This window comes from Mesorhizobium sp. AA22 (assembly GCF_001672375.2).
Taxonomy (GTDB): domain Bacteria; phylum Pseudomonadota; class Alphaproteobacteria; order Rhizobiales; family Rhizobiaceae; genus Mesorhizobium; species Mesorhizobium wenxiniae.
The window spans coordinates 643,439-661,369 of record NZ_CP048406.1 but is presented as its reverse complement, the minus strand read 5'-3'; the positions used below and the strand labels follow the sequence as shown (position 1 = coordinate 661,369).

The 17,931-nt window shown below is 63.8% G+C and carries 16 protein-coding genes; 12 read left to right on the top strand and 4 right to left on the bottom strand.

Annotated features, from left to right (window positions below; translation table 11 throughout):
* Window positions 1–21: 21 nt before the first annotated feature.
* Both deoC and A9K68_RS03130 read right to left on the bottom strand, forming a co-directional pair.
* On the bottom strand, window positions 22–1,086 hold the full coding sequence (gene deoC / locus A9K68_RS03135; RefSeq protein WP_065009958.1) for a deoxyribose-phosphate aldolase: 1,065 nt from the start codon (window positions 1,084–1,086) through the stop codon (window positions 22–24).
* A gap of 160 nt (window positions 1,087–1,246) precedes the next feature.
* On the bottom strand, window positions 1,247–2,074 hold the full coding sequence (locus A9K68_RS03130; protein WP_065009959.1) for a ferredoxin--NADP reductase: 828 nt from the start codon (window positions 2,072–2,074) through the stop codon (window positions 1,247–1,249).
* 211 nt (window positions 2,075–2,285) lie between these two features.
* Here A9K68_RS03130 and A9K68_RS03125 point away from each other — a divergent pair, with 211 nt between their 5' ends.
* From A9K68_RS03125 to A9K68_RS03110, 4 genes are all read left to right on the top strand, one after another.
* Window positions 2,286–4,370 (top strand): hydantoinase/oxoprolinase family protein, encoded by a 2,085-nt coding sequence (locus A9K68_RS03125; protein WP_065009960.1) that lies wholly within the window; start codon window positions 2,286–2,288, stop codon window positions 4,368–4,370.
* Window position 4,371: 1 nt separating this feature from the next.
* Complete coding sequence (locus A9K68_RS03120) at window positions 4,372–6,087, top strand: hydantoinase B/oxoprolinase family protein (RefSeq protein ID WP_065009961.1); 1,716 nt, start codon at window positions 4,372–4,374, stop codon at window positions 6,085–6,087.
* On the top strand, window positions 6,059–6,802 hold the full coding sequence (locus tag A9K68_RS03115) for a hypothetical protein (protein ID WP_156768433.1): 744 nt from the start codon (window positions 6,059–6,061) through the stop codon (window positions 6,800–6,802). Before A9K68_RS03120 ends, A9K68_RS03115 begins: the two co-directional genes overlap by 29 nt.
* Before the next feature lie 104 nt (window positions 6,803–6,906).
* Window positions 6,907–7,683 (top strand): ABC transporter substrate-binding protein, encoded by a 777-nt coding sequence (locus A9K68_RS03110; RefSeq protein WP_065009987.1) that lies wholly within the window; start codon window positions 6,907–6,909, stop codon window positions 7,681–7,683.
* Between the two features lie 259 nt (window positions 7,684–7,942).
* On the opposite strand, the gene A9K68_RS03105 is transcribed toward A9K68_RS03110, so the two are convergent.
* Window positions 7,943–8,230, bottom strand: a complete 288-nt coding sequence (locus A9K68_RS03105) for a GIY-YIG nuclease family protein (RefSeq protein ID WP_065009988.1) — start codon at window positions 8,228–8,230, stop codon at window positions 7,943–7,945.
* Window positions 8,231–8,720: 490 nt separating this feature from the next.
* On the opposite strand from A9K68_RS03105, the gene A9K68_RS03100 reads away from it, so the two are divergent.
* From A9K68_RS03100 to A9K68_RS03065, 8 genes are all read left to right on the top strand, one after another.
* Complete coding sequence (locus A9K68_RS03100; RefSeq protein ID WP_065009963.1) at window positions 8,721–9,848, top strand: transporter substrate-binding protein; 1,128 nt, start codon at window positions 8,721–8,723, stop codon at window positions 9,846–9,848.
* On the top strand, window positions 9,845–10,444 hold the full coding sequence (locus tag A9K68_RS03095; protein ID WP_065009964.1) for a transcriptional antiterminator: 600 nt from the start codon (window positions 9,845–9,847) through the stop codon (window positions 10,442–10,444). Before A9K68_RS03100 ends, A9K68_RS03095 begins: the two co-directional genes overlap by 4 nt.
* A 19-nt stretch (window positions 10,445–10,463) precedes the next feature.
* Window positions 10,464–11,330, top strand: a complete 867-nt coding sequence (locus A9K68_RS03090; protein ID WP_203546917.1) for an ABC transporter permease — start codon at window positions 10,464–10,466, stop codon at window positions 11,328–11,330.
* Complete coding sequence (locus tag A9K68_RS03085) at window positions 11,327–12,247, top strand: ABC transporter permease (protein WP_065009966.1); 921 nt, start codon at window positions 11,327–11,329, stop codon at window positions 12,245–12,247. Before A9K68_RS03090 ends, A9K68_RS03085 begins: the two co-directional genes overlap by 4 nt.
* Before the next feature lie 90 nt (window positions 12,248–12,337).
* Window positions 12,338–13,933 (top strand): ABC transporter substrate-binding protein, encoded by a 1,596-nt coding sequence (locus tag A9K68_RS03080; protein ID WP_246811391.1) that lies wholly within the window; start codon window positions 12,338–12,340, stop codon window positions 13,931–13,933.
* Window positions 13,923–14,867, top strand: coding sequence for an acetamidase/formamidase family protein (locus A9K68_RS03075; protein ID WP_065009968.1), 945 nt, complete (start codon window positions 13,923–13,925; stop codon window positions 14,865–14,867). Before A9K68_RS03080 ends, A9K68_RS03075 begins: the two co-directional genes overlap by 11 nt.
* Complete coding sequence (locus A9K68_RS03070; RefSeq protein ID WP_082982541.1) at window positions 14,864–16,681, top strand: ABC transporter ATP-binding protein; 1,818 nt, start codon at window positions 14,864–14,866, stop codon at window positions 16,679–16,681. The genes A9K68_RS03075 and A9K68_RS03070 overlap by 4 nt, the downstream gene beginning before the upstream one ends.
* Window positions 16,682–16,736: 55 nt before the next feature.
* A complete protein-coding gene (locus A9K68_RS03065) occupies window positions 16,737–17,381 on the top strand; it encodes a hypothetical protein (protein ID WP_246811288.1) in 645 nt (214 codons plus the stop codon).
* A 195-nt stretch (window positions 17,382–17,576) separates the two neighbouring features.
* Here the strand turns inward: A9K68_RS03065 and A9K68_RS03060 are convergent, their stop codons facing one another.
* Complete coding sequence (locus A9K68_RS03060; RefSeq protein ID WP_065009969.1) at window positions 17,577–17,864, bottom strand: GIY-YIG nuclease family protein; 288 nt, start codon at window positions 17,862–17,864, stop codon at window positions 17,577–17,579.
* Window positions 17,865–17,931: the final 67 nt, after the last annotated feature.

Sequence of the window (17,931 nt, the reverse complement as noted above, 5' to 3'; positions counted from 1 at the left end):
ACGTTCAAAGCTACGTCCGCCCTACGCCATCGCGTGGCGATGATTGGCCGAATAGTGACCGGTCAGATGGTGTTCGAGCTGGCGCTCGATGTCGGTCAAAAGGCTCGACGCGCCGAAGCGGAACAGGTCCGGCTCCAGCCATCGCCGTCCCAGTTCTTCCTTCATCAGCACCAGCCAATCGAGCGACGCCTTTGCCGTGGAGATGCCGCCGGCCGGCTTGAAGCCGATGAGATAGCCGGTCTCCTCGAAATAGGCGCGGATGGCGCGCACCATGGCAAGGCCGACGGGCAATGTCGCGTTGACGCTTTCCTTGCCGGTCGAGGTTTTGATGAAATCGGCGCCCGCCATCATCGCCACCATCGAGGCGAGCATGACGTTGCGCAGCGTGGCGAGGTCGCCGGTGCCGAGAATGACCTTGAGATGCGCCTCGCCGCAGGCGGCGCGCATCGAGACGATCTCGTTATAGAGTTCCTGCCATTTCGCTCCGAAGACCAGGCCGCGCGGAATGACGACGTCGATCTCGTCGGCGCCATCGCTCACCGAAGCTTCGATCTCCTGAAGACGCGTCGACAGCGGGGTGAGGCCGTGCGGGAAAGCGGTAGATACGGCGGCGACATGGATACCGCTGCCGCGCAGCGCATCGACGGCGGTGGCGACGAAGGGATGATAGACGCAGACCGCCGCCGGGCGGATCTTTTCACCTGTAATGCCGAGGCCTTCGACGATGTCGCGGCGGAACGGATTGACCGCCTTGGCGCAGAGCCGGCGCACGCGCTCCTCGGTGTCGTTCGAGTTCAGCGTGGTCAGGTCCATGCAGGCGACGGCGCGCAGCAGCCAGGCGGCCTGGTTGTCGGCCTTGATCGAGCGTCGTTTGGTCAGACTGGCGACACGCCGTTCCAGCGCCGAGCGGTTGACGCTGCGCATCGATTCCATGAAGCCGAGATCGAGCTTCATGCCGGGGTTGCGGGCAATGCCGTGCGCTTGCGACACCGGCGCGTTGGCGGCAGTGCGCGCCGGCAGCGGCGTGACCTTGGGCGCGCCCAACCTGTCGGCACCGAGACCGGCCTCGCGGATTGTGCTGCTCATCTCCTGCCCCTTTGTTCAGCGACGTCCACCGAGAATAGCCCGCGAAGCAGCGCTTCACGAGTCCTTCAAGCGGTCATAGTTGAAAAAGGCCGCGAAAGCAGCAGATTTTTGACCGTATGGTCAAACCCGCTTGAGGCGGGCGCCGAAGCGCCGCGCCGTCTCAGCCGACAAAGGCGCGCTCGACGACGAAGCTTGCCGGATGATGCAGCGAGCCTTCCTCGAAGCCGAGGCTTTCGGCCAGCTCCTTGACATCCCTCAGCATATGCATCGAGCCGCAGATCATGATGCGGTCGGTCTCCGGATCGAGCTTGTCGATGCCGAGATCGGCATAGAACTTTCCCGAGCCGATCAGCGCGGTGATGCGGCCCATGCGCTCGGAGCTTTCACGCGTCGTCGAATTGTAGAGCGTGACGCGGCCGCCGGTCAGCTCGCCGATCAGCGGATCGTTCTCCAGCTCTGCAACCAGCTCCTGGCCGTAGGTGAGTTCGGCATTGTCGCGGCAGGTGTGGGTCAGGATCACCTGCTCGAATTTTTCATAGGTGTCGGGATCGCGCAGCAGGCTGGCGAAGGGCGCGATGCCGGTGCCGGTCGAGATCATGAACAGGCGCTTGGCCGGGGTCAGCGCGTCGACCACCAGCGTGCCGGTCGATTTTTGCCGCATGATGACGGTGTCGCCGGCCGCGATTTTTTGCAGCTGCGAGGTCAGCGGGCCGTCCGGCACCTTGATCGAAAAAAATTCCAGCTCGTCGTCCCAGGCAGGGCTGGCGATCGAATAGGCGCGGAACACCGGCTTCTCGGCGTTGGGCAGGCCGATCATGACGAACTCGCCGGAGCGGAAACGCAGCGACTGCGGCCGGGTGATGCGGAACGAAAACAGTCGGTCGGTGTAGTGCTTCACCGAGACGACGGTTTCGGCATAGACATTGGCCGGTATAGGAAACTGCAGTGGCCGGGCGCCGGCGGTGTTGAGCGTTGATATGGTGTTCATCAAACCTAACCTTCTGGCCAACCCGAGGACGCTGACGCCAAACCTTCTCCTGCGCGTCCGAACCGATCAGGTCCCGGCGTGCCCGTTTGCACGGTAAGCTCTTGTGTCGCGAATTTATTAGTATACAAATGATATTTGCGTCAAGACGCCAGCGTGAAACACCTTTCCAAACTGACACATATCGGTAGTCCTGATATTTCGGGTTTCGACAATGAAAGAGAATTTTTCGGCGCAGACGCTGGATTCCCTCGGCAGCGTCGTCGCCGGCATCGATGTCGGCGGAACCTTTACCGACCTGCTTCTGATCGACGGCCGGGGCGGCGGCAAGGTGCATATCGCCAAGACCCCGACCACTACCGACAACCAGGCCTTCGGCGTCGTTTCGGCGCTCGGCGCCACCGGTTTCCCCATCCGCGGCATCGACCTCATCGTGCACGGCACGACCACCACCACCAACGCGGTGCTCGAACGCCGCCTGGCCAAGACCGGCATGATCACCACGCGTGGTTTTCGTGACGTCATCGAGCTTGGCCGGCGAACGCGGCCGCAGCCCTATGGCATGACAGGCAGCTTCGTCCCGATCATTCCGCGCAATCTGCGGCTTGAAGTGTCGGAGCGCGTTGAAGCCTCGGGCGCAGTGCGCATCCCGCTCGACGAAGCCGAGATGCGCGCGGCGATTTCCCAGTTGATCGAGGCCGGCTGCGAATCCCTCGTCATCCATTTCCTGCATTCCTACGCCAACCCGGCGCATGAGCGGCGCGCCGCCGAGGTCGCCGCCGAGCTTTGGCCGAATAGCTACATCACGACAGGCCATGCGCTGCTGTCGGAAGCGCGCGAATTCGAGCGCGGTGTCACCGCTTCGGTCAACGCCTCGGTGCAGCCGATCCTCGAACGCTATGTCGAACGGCTGCGCAAGGAATTGGGATCAAAAGGCTACGCCCGCGACTTCCTGATCATGAACGGCAATGGCGGCATGATCTCGGCCCGCTTTGTCACACGCGAGTCAGCCAAGACCGTCATGTCCGGCCCGGCCTCCGGTGTCATCGCCGCCGCCTATACGGGAAAACGCGCCGGCTTCAAAAACCTGGTCACCTACGACATGGGCGGCACCTCGACCGACGTGGCGCTGATCCGCAATGCCGAACCGGCGGTGTCGAACGAGATCGAGATCGAATATGCGATGCCGATCCATGTGCCGATGGTGGCGGTGCATACGGTCGGCGCCGGCGGCGGCTCGATCGCCCGCGTCGATGCGGCCGGCCTGATCCAGATCGGCCCGGAAAGCGCCGGCGCCAATCCCGGCCCGATCTGCTACGGGCGCGGCGGCAGCGAGCCGACCATCACCGACGCCAATCTGGTGCTCGGCCGGCTGGCGCCGAAAAAGCTGCTCGCCGTCGAAAATCCGGTCACCGTCGAACACGTCACCGGCATATTCGAGGACAGGATCGGCCGACCCACCGGCCTGTCCGGCGTCGAGGCGGCGGGCGCCGTGCTGCGGCTCGGCAACATCAAGATGGCCGGCGCCATCCGCATGGTCTCGGTGTCGCGCGGCCACGACCCTCGCGATTTCGCGCTGTTCGCCTTCGGCGGCGCCGGGCCCCTGCATGCGACGGCGCTGGCGCGCGAGCTCGGTCTGCCCAAAGTGCTGGTGCCGGCGCGGCCGGGCATCACCAATGCGCTCGGCTGCGTCGTCGCCGATCTCAGGCACGATTTCGTCAACACGGTCAACCAGCCGGTGGCCGGTCTTGATGAAACCCAGCTTCACACTATATTGGAACGGCACCGAAACGAAGGCGAAGAGCTGATCGGCAAGGAAGCGGTAAAGCCGGAGACGATCCGCGTCACGCATTCCGCCGACATGCAGTTCGTCGGCCAGACCCACATCATCAACGTGCCGCTGCCTTCGTCCGCGGTGACACGTGAGACATTGCAGCAACTGTTTGAAAAGGCCTATTTCGCCCGCTTCAAGGTCGAGCTGCCGGAAATCCGCGCTAATCTGGTCAACCTCAACACCTCGGTGACCGGCGTGCGGCCGGCGATCGATCTGTCGCGATTGATCGACCCGGCAGAGCGCGCCGAAACGTTGGCCGAAGCGCGGCGCGAAATCCGGCCGGTCTGGTATGGCGGGCGCTGGCACGACACGCCTGTCTACAGCAGGGAGAAGCTGCCGCTCGACGCGGTCATCGAGGGGCCAGCGATCCTCGAACAGATGGACGCGACCACCGTGCTCGAGCCCGGCGACCGGGCGCGCTCGGACGCCGACGGCAACATCATCATCGACATCGGTGAGGCCTGAGATGGCAAAACTCGACACCATTACGCTTTCGGTCATCCAGGCGGCGCTGCAGCAGGTCTGCGACGAGATGGACCTGACCTTTTCGCGCGCCGCTTTTTCGCCCGTTATCGCCGAGGCCAACGACCGCTCCGACGGCATCTATTCGGCCGTCGATGGGTCGCTGATCGCGCAGGGCAGCCAAGGCCTGCCGGTGTTCGTCGGCGTGATGCAGTATTCGACCAAAACCGTGATCGAAATGATCGCCGACGGAAGCTGCCTGCAGCCCGAGCCCGGCGACATCTACATCGTCAACGACCCCTATCTCGGTGGCACCCACCTGATGGACGTGCGCTTCGCCATGCCGGTTTACCGGGACGGAACGATTTTCTGCTGGCTGTCGAACACCGGCCACTGGCCCGACATTGGCGGTTCGGTGCCGGGCGGCTTTTCCGCCTCGGCAACGGCGGTCGAGCAGGAAGGTCTGCGGCTGCCGCCGGTCAAACTGTTCAAGAAGGGCGTGCTCGATCGCGAGATCTACGCCATCATCTGCTCTAACATCAGGGTTGCCGACCAGCGCATCGGCGACATCCGTGCGCAGGCGGCGGCACTGCTGATCGGTCAGGATCGACTAAATGAAATCCTAGATCGTTACGGCAGCGAAACAGTGGTCGAGGCGATCGCCGAACTGCGCCGCCGCGCCGCCGAACAGATGCGCGCCAACATATCAGCCATTCCCAATGGCATTTATCGCTCGAAAGCCTTCGTCGATTCCGACGGGGTGGTGAACGAGCCGCTGACCATCGCGCTTGCCGTGGAGAAACACGGCGACACGCTGAGCTTCGATTTCTCAGGCTCATCAAAGCCTTGCGCCGGGCCGATGAACAGCGTGCTGGCGACGACCTTGTCCTCGGTCTATCTCGCCATGCGCCATATTTTCCCCGACGTGCCGATCAGCGCCGGCGCCTTCGAGCCGCTGATCGTCAAGCGGCCGGAAGGCACCTTCCTCGACGCAAAATATCCGCGCCCGGTATCGGGCTGTGCGGCCGAGGTTTCGCAGCGCATCGCCGAGGCGGTGTTCGCGGCGATGGTGCAGGCGCTGCCGGACAAGGTGACGGCGGCCCCGGCCGGCTCCAGCGGCAATTTCGCGCTCGGCGGCAACGATCCGGCCCGCGGCCGCGATTACGTCATGTACCAGATCTCCGGCGGCGGCTATGGCGGCAATGCCGGCCATGATGGCCTGACCAATGGCTGCTCGACCATCGGCATTTCAAAATCGCCGCCGGTCGAAATCATGGAGCAGGCTTTTCCGGTGCTCTACCGCCATTATGCCCTGCGCGAAGGCTCGGGCGGCGCCGGCAAGCATCGCGGCGGTTTCGGCCTCGCCTATGAGGTCGAGATCCTGCGCGGCGACGCCCGCGCCTCCTTCGTCATGGACCACGGCCGCTTCGGCCCGCAAGGCGCGCTCGGCGGCAAGGACGGCGCGGTCAACACGGTGACCGTGTTCCGCGACGGCAAGGAACATGTGCCGCCGCACCTCTCGAAGGAGCAGGACATAGCGCTGAAGGCCGGCGACCGCGTGCGCGTCGGCACGCCGGGCGGCGGCGGCTATGGCGATCCGTTGCAGCGCGACCCGGAATTGGTCGCTGAGGATGTCAGGCTTGGATATTATACGACTGAACAAGCCAAGGAAATGTTCGGGGTTGTGTTGGATGACCAGTCCAAATCCCTTGGGGGCTGAGCCTGAATCTGATCTGGCCGGCGCGGTCGAGCGCGTCTATGACGTCTTCGCGTCTTATCCGCTGCCCCGTCTCCTCCATAGCTCGCCGATCGAAGATGCGGAGGCAATCTTTCGGGCCGTATCCAGTGATAAGCTACGGCAACTCAGCGGAGAAAAACTCGGCACCTATGCCGGATCGGCCATATGGACAGTCGGCGACGTCGATGACTACCGGCACTTTCTGCCGAGGGTGCTTGAACTTGCTATCCAAGGCGAACCTTGTATGGGGTTTGAGCCGAACGTGATTGCCGCAAAACTTGAAAGGACCTCTTGGCGCGATTGGCCATCGGAAGAACAGCAGGCCGTCGAAGCCCTGTTTCAGGCTGCCTGGCGAAAAACATTGACCAAGCACCCCGATAAAGGGAATGCAGTTCCCTGGCTGGAGGGCATGGTGCTTGCCGGAATGGATGTGGCAGCTGCACTGGCCGCCTGGCGTGAAAGCGCTTATCCCGAGGCCATGCTGCACTGTGCGGACCTGATCACCGGAAACCTCAAGAAACTCGACAAGGGGCGCATGATCGTCAGCGAACAGGTCACCGCATGGCTTTTGTCCGAAAGCCTCGCCCTGCATTTGTTCACCGTCGCGGTTGAGGCTCCGTTGCGCCCAGACGATCGCGAAAGGCTCGCTTGGGCGAGCGAGACCATCGAGAACAATCTGAAGCTCCCCGGAAACTAACGGCTATGCTCGGCCACGCCGTGATCGCCGCGGGGCATGTCGTTTCCGTCTCCGCCGCGCACACAAAACTCCGTAGACTTCTCCCGTCAATGGAGATCTGGATCATGCGTCCTTTCGGTCGTTTCGTGCTTGCTGCGTCCATCGCCATAACTGTCGCCACCGGCGCCGCCTCTGCCCAGGACAAGAAACTCAGGCTCGGCACCGAGGGCGCCTATCCGCCTTTCAATTATGCCAATGCCGACGGCACGCTGGGCGGTTTCGACATCGACCTCGGCAGAGCGCTGTGCACCGAGATGAAGACCGAATGCGAGTTCGTCGTACAGGATTTCGACGGCTCGATCCCGGCACTGCAGGCCGGCAAGTTCGATGCCATCATCAACATCACCATCACGCCGGAGCGGGCCGAGAAGGTCGACTTCACCCACAAATACTACCAGACGCCGCCGGCTATCGCGGTGCTGAAGGATTCGACTGTAACGGGCACCTCGCCCGAGGACCTGAAAGGCAAGGCGCTTGGCGTGCAGAGCGCGACGATCCACCAGAATTTCGCCGAGCAGAAATACGCAGGCTCGACCATCAAGCCCTATCCGACCGGCGACGATGCCCGCACCGACATGGTCAACGGTCGCCTCGACGCGGTGATGGACGGCTCGATCCTGCTGACCGAATGGCTGAAGAAGCCCGAAGGCGCCTGCTGCAAACTGCTCGGCACCCTGGCCCCCGACCCGGCCATTCATGGTCCAGGCGTCGGCATCGCGCTGCAGAAGGGCAACAAGGAACTGGCCGACAAGCTCGACACGGCGATCGACGCGCTGCGCGCCAACGGCAAATACAAGGAAATCAACGACAAGTATTTTGCCTTCGACGTCTACGGCAAGTAGGCGGGGACGTAGCGAGGCGCTCCGAGCGGCGTACCTTGGTCAAACGACAGGGCCAATCGCTTCAGGTTTGCGCTGGCCACGGACATTCGCGATTGACCGAAGCCTACTTCGTCGATCCCAGGGCCGCCGCGACGGAGCTTCGCCCCACACGCCTCGCTCCGTCATCCCAGGGCGGAGCAAGGAGCGAAGCGACGCGGCGCAGACCCTGGGATCCATTCCGTTACGCCAGCCAAAGCGTGCAGCGGCCCAGAACCGAACGCTAACACCCGGTTCCGCGAAAAAGCTCGAACCACTCTGGATTGGTCCTCTCGATCAGCTCGATTTTCCACTGGCGCGGCCAGCGCTTCAGCGACTTCTCGCGCTGGATGGCATCACGAATGTCAAAATATTCCTCGTACCAGACCAGACGCTGCACGCCGTAGCGGCTGGTGAAGCGCGAGCCTTGACCGGATTTATGCTCCGGCATGCGGCGACCGAGGTCGTTGGTGACGCCGATGTAGATCGTGCCGCGCTTCTGGCTGGCGGTCATATAGGCATAGCCGGTCATGGTGGAAAAAGTAACGAGCACCGTCGCGGATGCAAGCGCCGTTCTGGTCCGCTGCATTCTTCGGCTGATTTCACGGAATGGATCCCAGGGTCTACGCCGCGTCGCTTCGCTCCTTGCTCCGCCCTGGGATGACGAAGGCATGGTGGCCGGTGGCTAACGTCAGAGATGACGGCTGCAGGCATGACGACCGTCCACCGCCGCTTTCAGGCTCAGCCTAAATCCTCTGTGCAGAGGGCCTAGGTTCGAAGCCCTGCGATCGTGACGCGATAACGACATGCGCAAAAACAACAACTTAAAGCGCGTCGCGTGAGGCCGGTCAAACGCGACGCGCTTTAGCCTCGCGCCGCCATTTTCCCGCTTGACTGACCCGCCGTACCGAATACGCTAATGGGGAAAATACCGGCTCCGACCGCCGGGCGGCAAAAATGCCTCGTATGCCTCGCCTTCCGCGGCGGCGGCTGCGGGGCATTTGTTATTTTTGGGGATTTGCTTGGGACGGCGTATCGAAATCGGCATCCTTTACTCGCGGTCGGGCAACTACCGCCTGCTGTCCGAATCCTGCCGTTCGGGTGCGATGACGGCCATCGCCGACATCAACGCCGATCCGGCCATCCCGATCGAATTCGTTCCGGTGGAGCGCGACCCGCAAGGCAACATCGATGGCTACGCGACGGGCTGCGCCGACATTCTCGCCAACAGCGGTGCGCGCCACATCATTGGCTGCATCACGTCATGGAGCCGCAAGGAGGTCATCCCGATCCTCGAGCGCGCCGGCGGCACGCTCTGGTATGCCTGTCCCTATGAGGGGTTCGAAGCGAACGAGCATGTCGTCTACATGCACGCTTGCCCAAACCAGCATCTCGTCCCGCTGCTGGCCCATGTCGTGCCGCGCTTCGGCGCCAACGGTTTCCTGCTCGGCTCGAACTACATCTGGGGCTGGGAGACCAACCGTGTCGCCCGCGACCTGATCGCCGACGCCGGCGGCAAGGTTTTGGGCGAGCGCTATCTGCCGCTCGGCGAGGTCGATGTCTCCAGGCTGATCGCCGAGATCCAGGCGACCCGGCCGGATTTCATCCTGAACAACCTGATCGGCTCGTCGTCCTATGCCTTCATCGCGGCCTATGCCGAGCTCGCCGAACGCGACCCGCATTTCAGGCCGGAGCGCTGCCCGATCCTGTCCTGCAATCTGACCGAATGCGAGTTGCCGGCGCTCAATGATGCAGGCAATGGCCATCTTTCCGTCGGGCCGTATTTTCACGATATCTCGGCAGCGGATCGCCAGGGCGGTTCGGCGCCCTCCATCATGCCTGCCTCGTCCTTCGAGGCGGCGGCCTATGCCTCGGTGCGGACGCTTGCCGAAATCCTCGCCCGCAATCCCGGCGCACAATGGCCGGATCTTCCCAAGGCCTTTGCCGGAACCTCGTTTCGAACCCCGCTCGGCGACATCTCCATCGATCCGCAAACCCAGCACGCCACCTTGCCGGTGCAGATCGGGCGCATCGAGGGCACCGCATTCAAGACCGTCACGCTGACCAAGGGTGTCGCGCCCGATCCCTATCTGTCCCGCTATGACCGGACCGAGACGTTCGGCCGCCCACGCCTGAGGGTGGTGTCGTGAGCAAGGTCCCGCGCATCCCGAATCTCGGCGGCGCCAGGGCCTTTGTCCTGCATCGTCCGCATCCGACGGTGCAGGCGATCACGCGGCAATTGTCGGCCATCGGCCTCGAGACGGTCGGCTGCTGGCCGGAACTGCCGGCCGAGGCGCTGGCGGCGGACTTCGTCTTCTTCGATGCCGATCTCGGCTTCGACGAACAATTCCCATGGGCGCCGGGTGAGGCGCCGATGCCGCTGGTGGCGCTGATCGGCTCCGAAGCGCCGGGCCGCATCGAGTGGGCGCTGTCGCACAAGGCCGACGCCCAGTTGCTGAAGCCGGTCGGCAATGCCGGCGTCTACAGCGCCCTGTTGATCGCCCGGCAGAGTTTCGAGGCGCGCAAGCTTTTGGCAAGCGAGATATCGTCGCTTCGCCTGCGCGTCGCGGAGCGCCAGACAATCGTGCGCGCGGTGGAGGCCTTGTCAAAAGGCGCCGAGGACGGCCGCGCCTATGCGCAGCTGCGGTCGCTGGCGATGAGCTGGCAGATCAGCGTCGAGGAGGCCGCGCGCCGGATCGTGGCGATGACCGAAGAAGGCGGCGATGACCAGTCCCATCGCGCCTGATCTTCCGGCAACCGGGCGAATGCCGGTCAAGCCACGCGCCGGCGTCTGGCGGCGGCTGATAAAACGCCCTCTGGCGCTGCTCGGCCTGGTGATCGTTGCCATCGTCGTGGCTGGCGCCATCCTGGCGCCGTGGCTGACGGGCTACGATCCGAACGAGCAGATGTTTGACGGGCTGACGCTTGAAGGTGCGCCCTTGCCGCCGAACGCCAGCTTCTGGCTGGGCACGGATCTGCTCGGCCGCGATCTGCTGACCCGCATCCTTTTCGGCGCGCGCACCTCGCTGATCATCGGCATCGTCGCCAACGGCGTGGCGCTTTTGATCGGCACGCTGGTCGGCGTCACCGCGGGTTATTTCCGCGGCTGGATCGGCAGCGCGCTGATGCGCTTCACCGATCTGATGATGGCGTTTCCGGCGCTGCTGCTCGCCATCTGCCTGGCGGCGGTGCTCCAGCCGAGCCTGTGGATCGTTGCCATGGTGATCGCACTGGTGAACTGGGTGCAGACCGCGCGGGTCATCTACACTGAGACCAGCTCGCTCGCCGAGCGCGAGTTCATCGACGCCGAGCGTACGATCGGTGCAAGCGCACCACGCATCCTGTTTCGCCATATCCTGCCGCATCTGCTGCCGACGATCATCGTCTGGGGCACGCTCGGCATCTCGACCACGGTGCTGCTCGAGGCAACGCTCAGCTATCTCGGCATCGGCGTGCAGCCGCCGACCGCATCCTGGGGCAACATCATTTTCGAGAACCAGACCTATTTCCAGGCAGCGCCCTGGCTGGTCTTCTTTCCTGGTGCGGCGATCCTGGCGCTGGCGCTGGCCTTCAACCTCATCGGCGATGCGCTGCGCGACATCCTCGATCCGACGCAAAGGGGCCGGGCATGATCGCCTATCTCGGCCGCCGCGTCATCCAGTCCGTGCTCATCCTGCTCGGCGTCTCGCTGATCACCTTTGCGCTGCTCTACCTGCTGCCCGCCGACCCCGTCCGCCAGATCGCCGGCCGAAGCGCCACGCCCGCGACGGTCGAGAACATCCGCCGGCAGCTCGGCCTCGATCAGCCCTTCTTCATCCAGTACTGGCACTATCTGACCAGCCTGCTCAGCGGCGATCTCGGCCGCTCCTACATCCAACGTTCCGAGGTCACTGAGCTCATCGTCTCGCGGCTGCCGGCAAGCCTGCTTTTGATGGTCGGCGCCATCCTTTGCGAGCTGGTGATCGGCCTGACGATGGGTCTGCTTGCCGCCGTCAGGCGCGGCACCGCCACCGACCAGACGCTGATGGTCGCGTCCTTCGTCGGCGTCTCGGCGCCGCAATTCGTCGTCGGCCTGCTGCTCCTTTATGTATTCGCCGTGCGGCTCGGCTGGTTTCCGATCGGCGGCTACGGCACCTGGCGCCATCTGGTGTTGCCCTCGCTGACCATGGGCATCCTCGGCGCCGGCTGGTACGCCCGCATGATGCGCTCGTCGATGATCGACGTGCTGCGCCAGGACTATATGCGGACCGCCCGCGCCAAGGGCCTTGCGCGCGGCGCCATCATCTTCCGCCACGCACTGCCCAACGCCATCCTGCCGGTCATCGCCATGATCGGCATCGACATCGGCATCTTCATGGGCGGGATCGTGGTGGTCGAAAGCGTGTTCGGCTGGCCCGGCATCGGCCAGCTTGCCTGGCAGGCCATCCAGCGCGTCGACATTCCGATCATCATGGGTGTCACCCTGGTTTCGGCCTTCGCCATCGTGCTCGGCAATCTCCTGGCCGACACCGTCGCACCGTTCATCGATCCGCGCATCAAGCTCAGATGAAAACCAAAAAGACCGGTAACAACCAGAGAAAGGGAACATGAGATGAAGAAATTCTTGACATCCACCCTTGCGGTATCGGCGCTCGCGCTGATGCTCGGCATGGCAAGCGCCCGCGCCGAGGACGCCGTCGATCCGAACGCCAAGCCGGGCGGCGCGATCACCATCACCTACAAGGACGACGTCGCCACGCTCGATCCGGCCATCGGCTATGACTGGCAGAACTGGTCGATGATCAAGAGCCTGTTCGACGGGCTGATGGACTACGAGCCGGGCACCACCAACCTGCGGCCCGACCTCGCCGAAAGCTATGAGATAGCGCCCGACGGCAAGAGCTTCACCTTCAAGCTGCGCCAAGGGGTGAAGTTCCACAATGGCCGCGAGATGACCGCCGACGACGTGAAATATTCGCTCGATCGCGTCGCCAATCCGAAGACGCAGAGCCCGGGCGCCGGCTTCTTCGGCTCGATCAAGGGTCATGAGGATGTCGCTGCAGGCAAGGCGGAAAGCCTGGCGGGCGTCACCGTCGTCGATCCCTACACGGTCAAGTTCGAACTGACCCGGCCCGACGCCACCTTCCTGCATGTCATGGCCATCAACTTCTCGCATGTCGTGCCGAAGGAGGAGGTCGAGAAATACGGCGCGGACTTCGGCAAGCATCCGGTCGGCACCGGGGCGTTCAAGCTCGCCGAATGGACGCTCGGCCAGCGCGTCGTCTTCGAGCGCAACCCGGATTACTGGCACAAGGGCCTGCCGCATCTCGACAAGGTCAGCTTCGAGATCGGGCAGGAGCCGATCGTGGCGCTGCTGCGGCTGCAGAAGGGCGAGATCGACATTCCCGGCGACGGCATTCCGCCGGCCAAGTTCCAGGAGGTGATGGCCGATCCCGAGCAGAAGGCCCGTGTCGTCGAGGGCGGCCAGCTGCACACCGGCTACATCACCATGAATACCACCATGGCGCCCTTCGACAATGTGAAGGTACGGCAAGCGGTCAACATGGCGATCAACAAGGACCGTATCGTCCAGCTGATCAACAACCGTGCGGTGCCGGCCAACCAGCCGCTGCCGCCGTCGATGCCCGGCTACGACAAGGAATTCAAGGGCTATCCCTATGACGTGGCCAAGGCCAAGGCATTGCTTGCCGAGGCCGGTCATCCCGATGGTTTCGACACGCAGCTGTTCGCCATGAACACCGATCCCAACCCGCGCATCGCCCAGGCGATCCAGCAGGATCTGGCGGCGATCGGCATCAAGGCCAGCATCCAGTCGCTCGCGCAGGCCAATGTCATCGCCGCCGGCGGCGACAAGGCCGGCGCGCCGATGATCTGGTCCGGCGGCATGGCCTGGATCGCCGATTTCCCCGATCCGTCGAACTTCTACGGGCCGATCCTGGGCTGCGCCGGCGCGGTTCCGGGCGGCTGGAACTGGTCGTGGTACTGCAACAAGGATCTCGACGCCAAGGCGGCGGAGGCCGACTCGATCGTCGATCCGGCCAAATCAGGCGAACGTGCCAAGATGTGGAGCGCGATCTACGGCAAGATCATGGAAGACGCACCCTGGGCGCCGGTCTTCAACGAGCAGCGTTTCACCATGAAATCGGCCCGGATGGGCGGCGCCGACAATCTCTATGTCGATCCCGTCCATATCCCGATCAACTATGACAATGTGTATGTGACCGATGTGCAATAACTGCGACTACACCATCCATGGGCGCCATCACCATTTCGGCTGGGACAATTCCTTTGTCCCGACTGAGCGGGTGGCGCCCGGTTCAACGATCGAGTTCCAGTGCCTCGATTCGTCGGGTGGCCAGCTTCAGGCCGACAGCACCGTTGCCGACGTCGCTTTGCTCGACTTCGCCAAGGTGAACCCCGTCACCGGGCCCATCTATGTCGAAGGTGCCGAGTCGGGCGATGCGCTGAAGGTGACGATCGAGATGTTCAAGCCGTCCGGCTTCGGCTGGACGGGGAACATTCCGGGGTTCGGCCTGCTCGCCGACGACTTCCCGGAACCGGCGCTGAACATCTGGACATACGACGCCGTCTCGCTCGAGCCGGCGCTGTTCGGCAGGCAAGCCCGCGTGCCGCTAAAACCGTTTGCCGGCACCATCGGCAACGCGCCGGCTGAAATGGGCCTTCACTCGGTGGTGCCGCCAAGGCGCGTCGGCGGCAATCTCGACATCCGCGATCTCGCGGCCGGCACCACGCTCTATCTGCCGGTGGAGGTGGCCGGTGCGCTGTTTTCGGTTGGCGACACGCATGCCGCGCAGGGCGACGGCGAAGTGTGCGGCACGGCGATCGAAAGCCCGATGGATGTCGTGCTCAAGCTCGACCTGATTAAGGATGCGCGGCTGAAGACACCGCGCTTCACCACGCCTGGCCCGGTGACGCGCCATCTCGATGCCAAGGGCTATGAGGTGACGACCGGCATCGGACCGGACCTGATGACGGGCGCCAGGGAAGCGGTCTCCCAGATGATCGACCTGCTTGCCGGCCGCTACGGAATGGACCCGGTCGAGGCCTACATGCTGGTTTCGGTCTGTGGCGATCTCCGGATCAGCGAGATCGTCGACATGCCGAACTGGGTGGTGTCGTTCTACTTCCCGCGCTGCGTCTTCGAATGAGCAAAGGCGCAACCAGCAAGCGGACCGGGGCTTTTGCCCCGGCTGTTTCGGTCGCGGCCGGACCGGTGCTGGAAATCTCCGGCCTGACCGTCAGCGTGCGTGGCGAAGATGGCGAGCGGGAAGTTGTCTCCAATTTGTCGCTGACGCTTGCGCGCGGCGAGACGCTTTGCATTGCCGGTGAATCCGGCTCCGGCAAATCGATGACGGCGCTGGCGATCATGCAGTTGCTGCCGCAGCCGGCCGCCCGGATAGAATCCGGCACGATCCGGCTTCGCGATATCGATCGGGGCGACATCGATCTGGCTGGGCTCGATGAGCGTCGGATGCGCCGCATTCGCGGCGACCGCATCGCGATGATCTTCCAGGAGCCGATGACATCGCTCAATCCGGTGCTGTCGATCGGCCGGCAGTTGGTCGAGTCCATCGAGGCCCATACCGGCCTGTCCCGCGCCGAGGCGCGCCGGCGCGCCATCGAGGCGCTGAAGGCTGTCCGCATCCCGGAAGCCGAAAGCCGGCTAAAACAGTTTCCGCACGAACTGTCCGGCGGTATGCGCCAGCGCGTGATGATCGCCATGGCGCTGGCGCTGAAACCGGATGTGCTGATCGCCGACGAGCCGACGACGGCGCTCGACGTCACCGTGCAAGGCGAGGTGCTGGAACTGCTGCGCGATCTGCAGCGCGAACACGGCACCAGCGTCATCCTCATCACCCACGACATGGGCGTGGTCGCCGAAATGGCCGATCGCGTCGTCATCATGCGGCACGGCCGCATGGTCGAGCAGGGAACAGCCGCCGATATCTTTTCCCGCCCGCAAGCCGACTATACGCGTGAACTGCTCGCGGCCGTGCCGCGCATTGGTACCGGCGTCGGCCGCCGAAAATCCGTCGAAGCGGAAATGCCCGGAAGCGTGGCGGTGGTCAACGATCTGCATGTCCATTTCGACCTGCGCGGTGGCTTCTTCGGCCAAGTGAACCGCCGTGTCCACGCCGTCGAAGGCGTCAGCTTTTCGATCGCGCCGCACGAGACGCTGGCGCTGGTCGGCGAATCCGGCTGCGGCAAGTCGACCACCGCCAAGGCGCTGGCCGGGCTTGTGCCCTACCACGGCGACATCGTGATCGGCGGGCGCAATCTGGCAGGCCTTGGCCGTGACCAGCGCAAGGCGGTTCGCCGCGACGTGCAGATGATTTTCCAGGATCCCTACGCCTCGCTCGACCCGCGCATGCGCGTCGGCGACCTCGTTGCCGAGCCGCTGTTGATCCATGACATCGCCTCGAAGGAAGAGCGCAGCCAGCTTGTGGCGGCATTGTTCGAACGCGTCGGCCTGTCGGCCGACCAGATGGAGCTTTATCCGCACGAATTCTCGGGTGGCCAGCGCCAGCGCATCTGCATCGCCCGCGCGCTGGCGCTGAGGCCCAAGCTCATCATCGCCGACGAAAGCGTTTCGGCGCTCGACGTGTCGGTGCAGGCCCGCGTGCTCGACCTGCTGAAGGAACTGCAGCGCGAATTCGCCATCGCCTATCTGTTCATCTCGCACGACATGGCGGTGGTCGAGAACATTTCCGATCGTGTCGCCGTCATGTATCTCGGCCAGATCGTCGAAATGGGCACCCGCGACCAGGTCTTTTCGAACCCGCGCCATCCCTACACGAAGCGCTTGATCGAGGCCGTGCCGGTGCCCGATCCGGCAAAGCGCCGGCCGCGTTTCGCGCGTCTCGATCAGGAGATCCCGAGCCCGACTCGAAAAATCGGCGAGAACCCGCCGAAACTGGCCCTGAAGGATCTTGGCAACGGTCATCTCGTTGCTGTTTCCTAGAGCGGGATGAATTTAGGTTGGCGGGCCGCGCTCGCGCGAGTTTTTGAAGGTGCTGGTGCAGGACGCTGATCTGGATGGGCTGAAACGCTGGTGGTTCACCACAGCGCGCATCGGCGAGACGAAGCTGCTGATCTCGCGCACCGGCGTGACCGGCGAGCTCGGCTTCGAGCTTTTCGTGCCGGCCGACGAGGCCGCCACCGTCTGGGACGCGTTGATGCGGGCCGGCCAGGATTTCGGCCTGAAACCCTATGGCGTGCTGGCGATATTCACGCTTGGACTGGAGAAGGCCTATCCGGCGCACGGCATCGACATGGACGAGACCCGCACGCCGTTTCATGTCGGCCTCGATCGCTGGATCAGCTCCGACAAGGGCGATTTCGTCGGCCGCGAGGCGCTGCTCAAGATCCGCGACACAGGCGTCGACGAGCCGCTGGACCGGGCTGATCGTCGAAGGCGGCATGCCGGCCGCGGCGAATGCGCGGGTTCTGGCCGACGGCGAGGATGCCGGCGTCGTCACTATAGCGACCACGGCTATTCCTCGGGCAAGGTGCTGGCGACCGCGCATCTGCGGCTGCCGTTCACGCAGATCGGGACGGTGCTCAGCATCGACATCGATGGCGCGCCGACACGCGCGGTGGTGTCGGCGATGCCGTTCTTCGATCCTGACGGGGTGAGGCTGAGGGCATCCTCGACACAGTAGTTTTGGCAGGTCGAGCCGATCGGCAGCGAACGTCGATGATTCCTGTCAGTGGCAGGTCGCAACCATCTAGGATTAGCCGAAGCATCCCTCCACTTCGTCATCCCAGGGCGGAGCAAGGAGCGAAGCGACGCGGCGCAGACCCTGGGATCCATTTCGTGACATCAGCCGAAGAATGCAGCGGACCAGAACCGGACGCTACCAGCCCGTTCCGCGAAAAAGCTCGAACCACTCCGGATTGGTCTTCTCGATCAGCTCGATCTTCCATTGGCGCGGCCAACGCTTCAGCGACTTCTCACGCTGGATGGCGTCTCGAATGTCGAAATGTTCCTCGTACCAGACCAGACGCTGCACGCCGTAGCGGCTGGTGAAGCGCGATCCCTGGCCGGATTTGTGCTCCGGCATGCGGCGGCCGAGGTCGTTGGTGACGCCGATGTAGATCGTGCCGCGCTTCTGGCTCGCGGTCATATAGGCATAGCCGGTCATGGTAGAAGGGTAGCTGGCACCGTTGCGGATACAAGTGCCGTTCTGAGCCGCAGCATTCTTCGGCTTG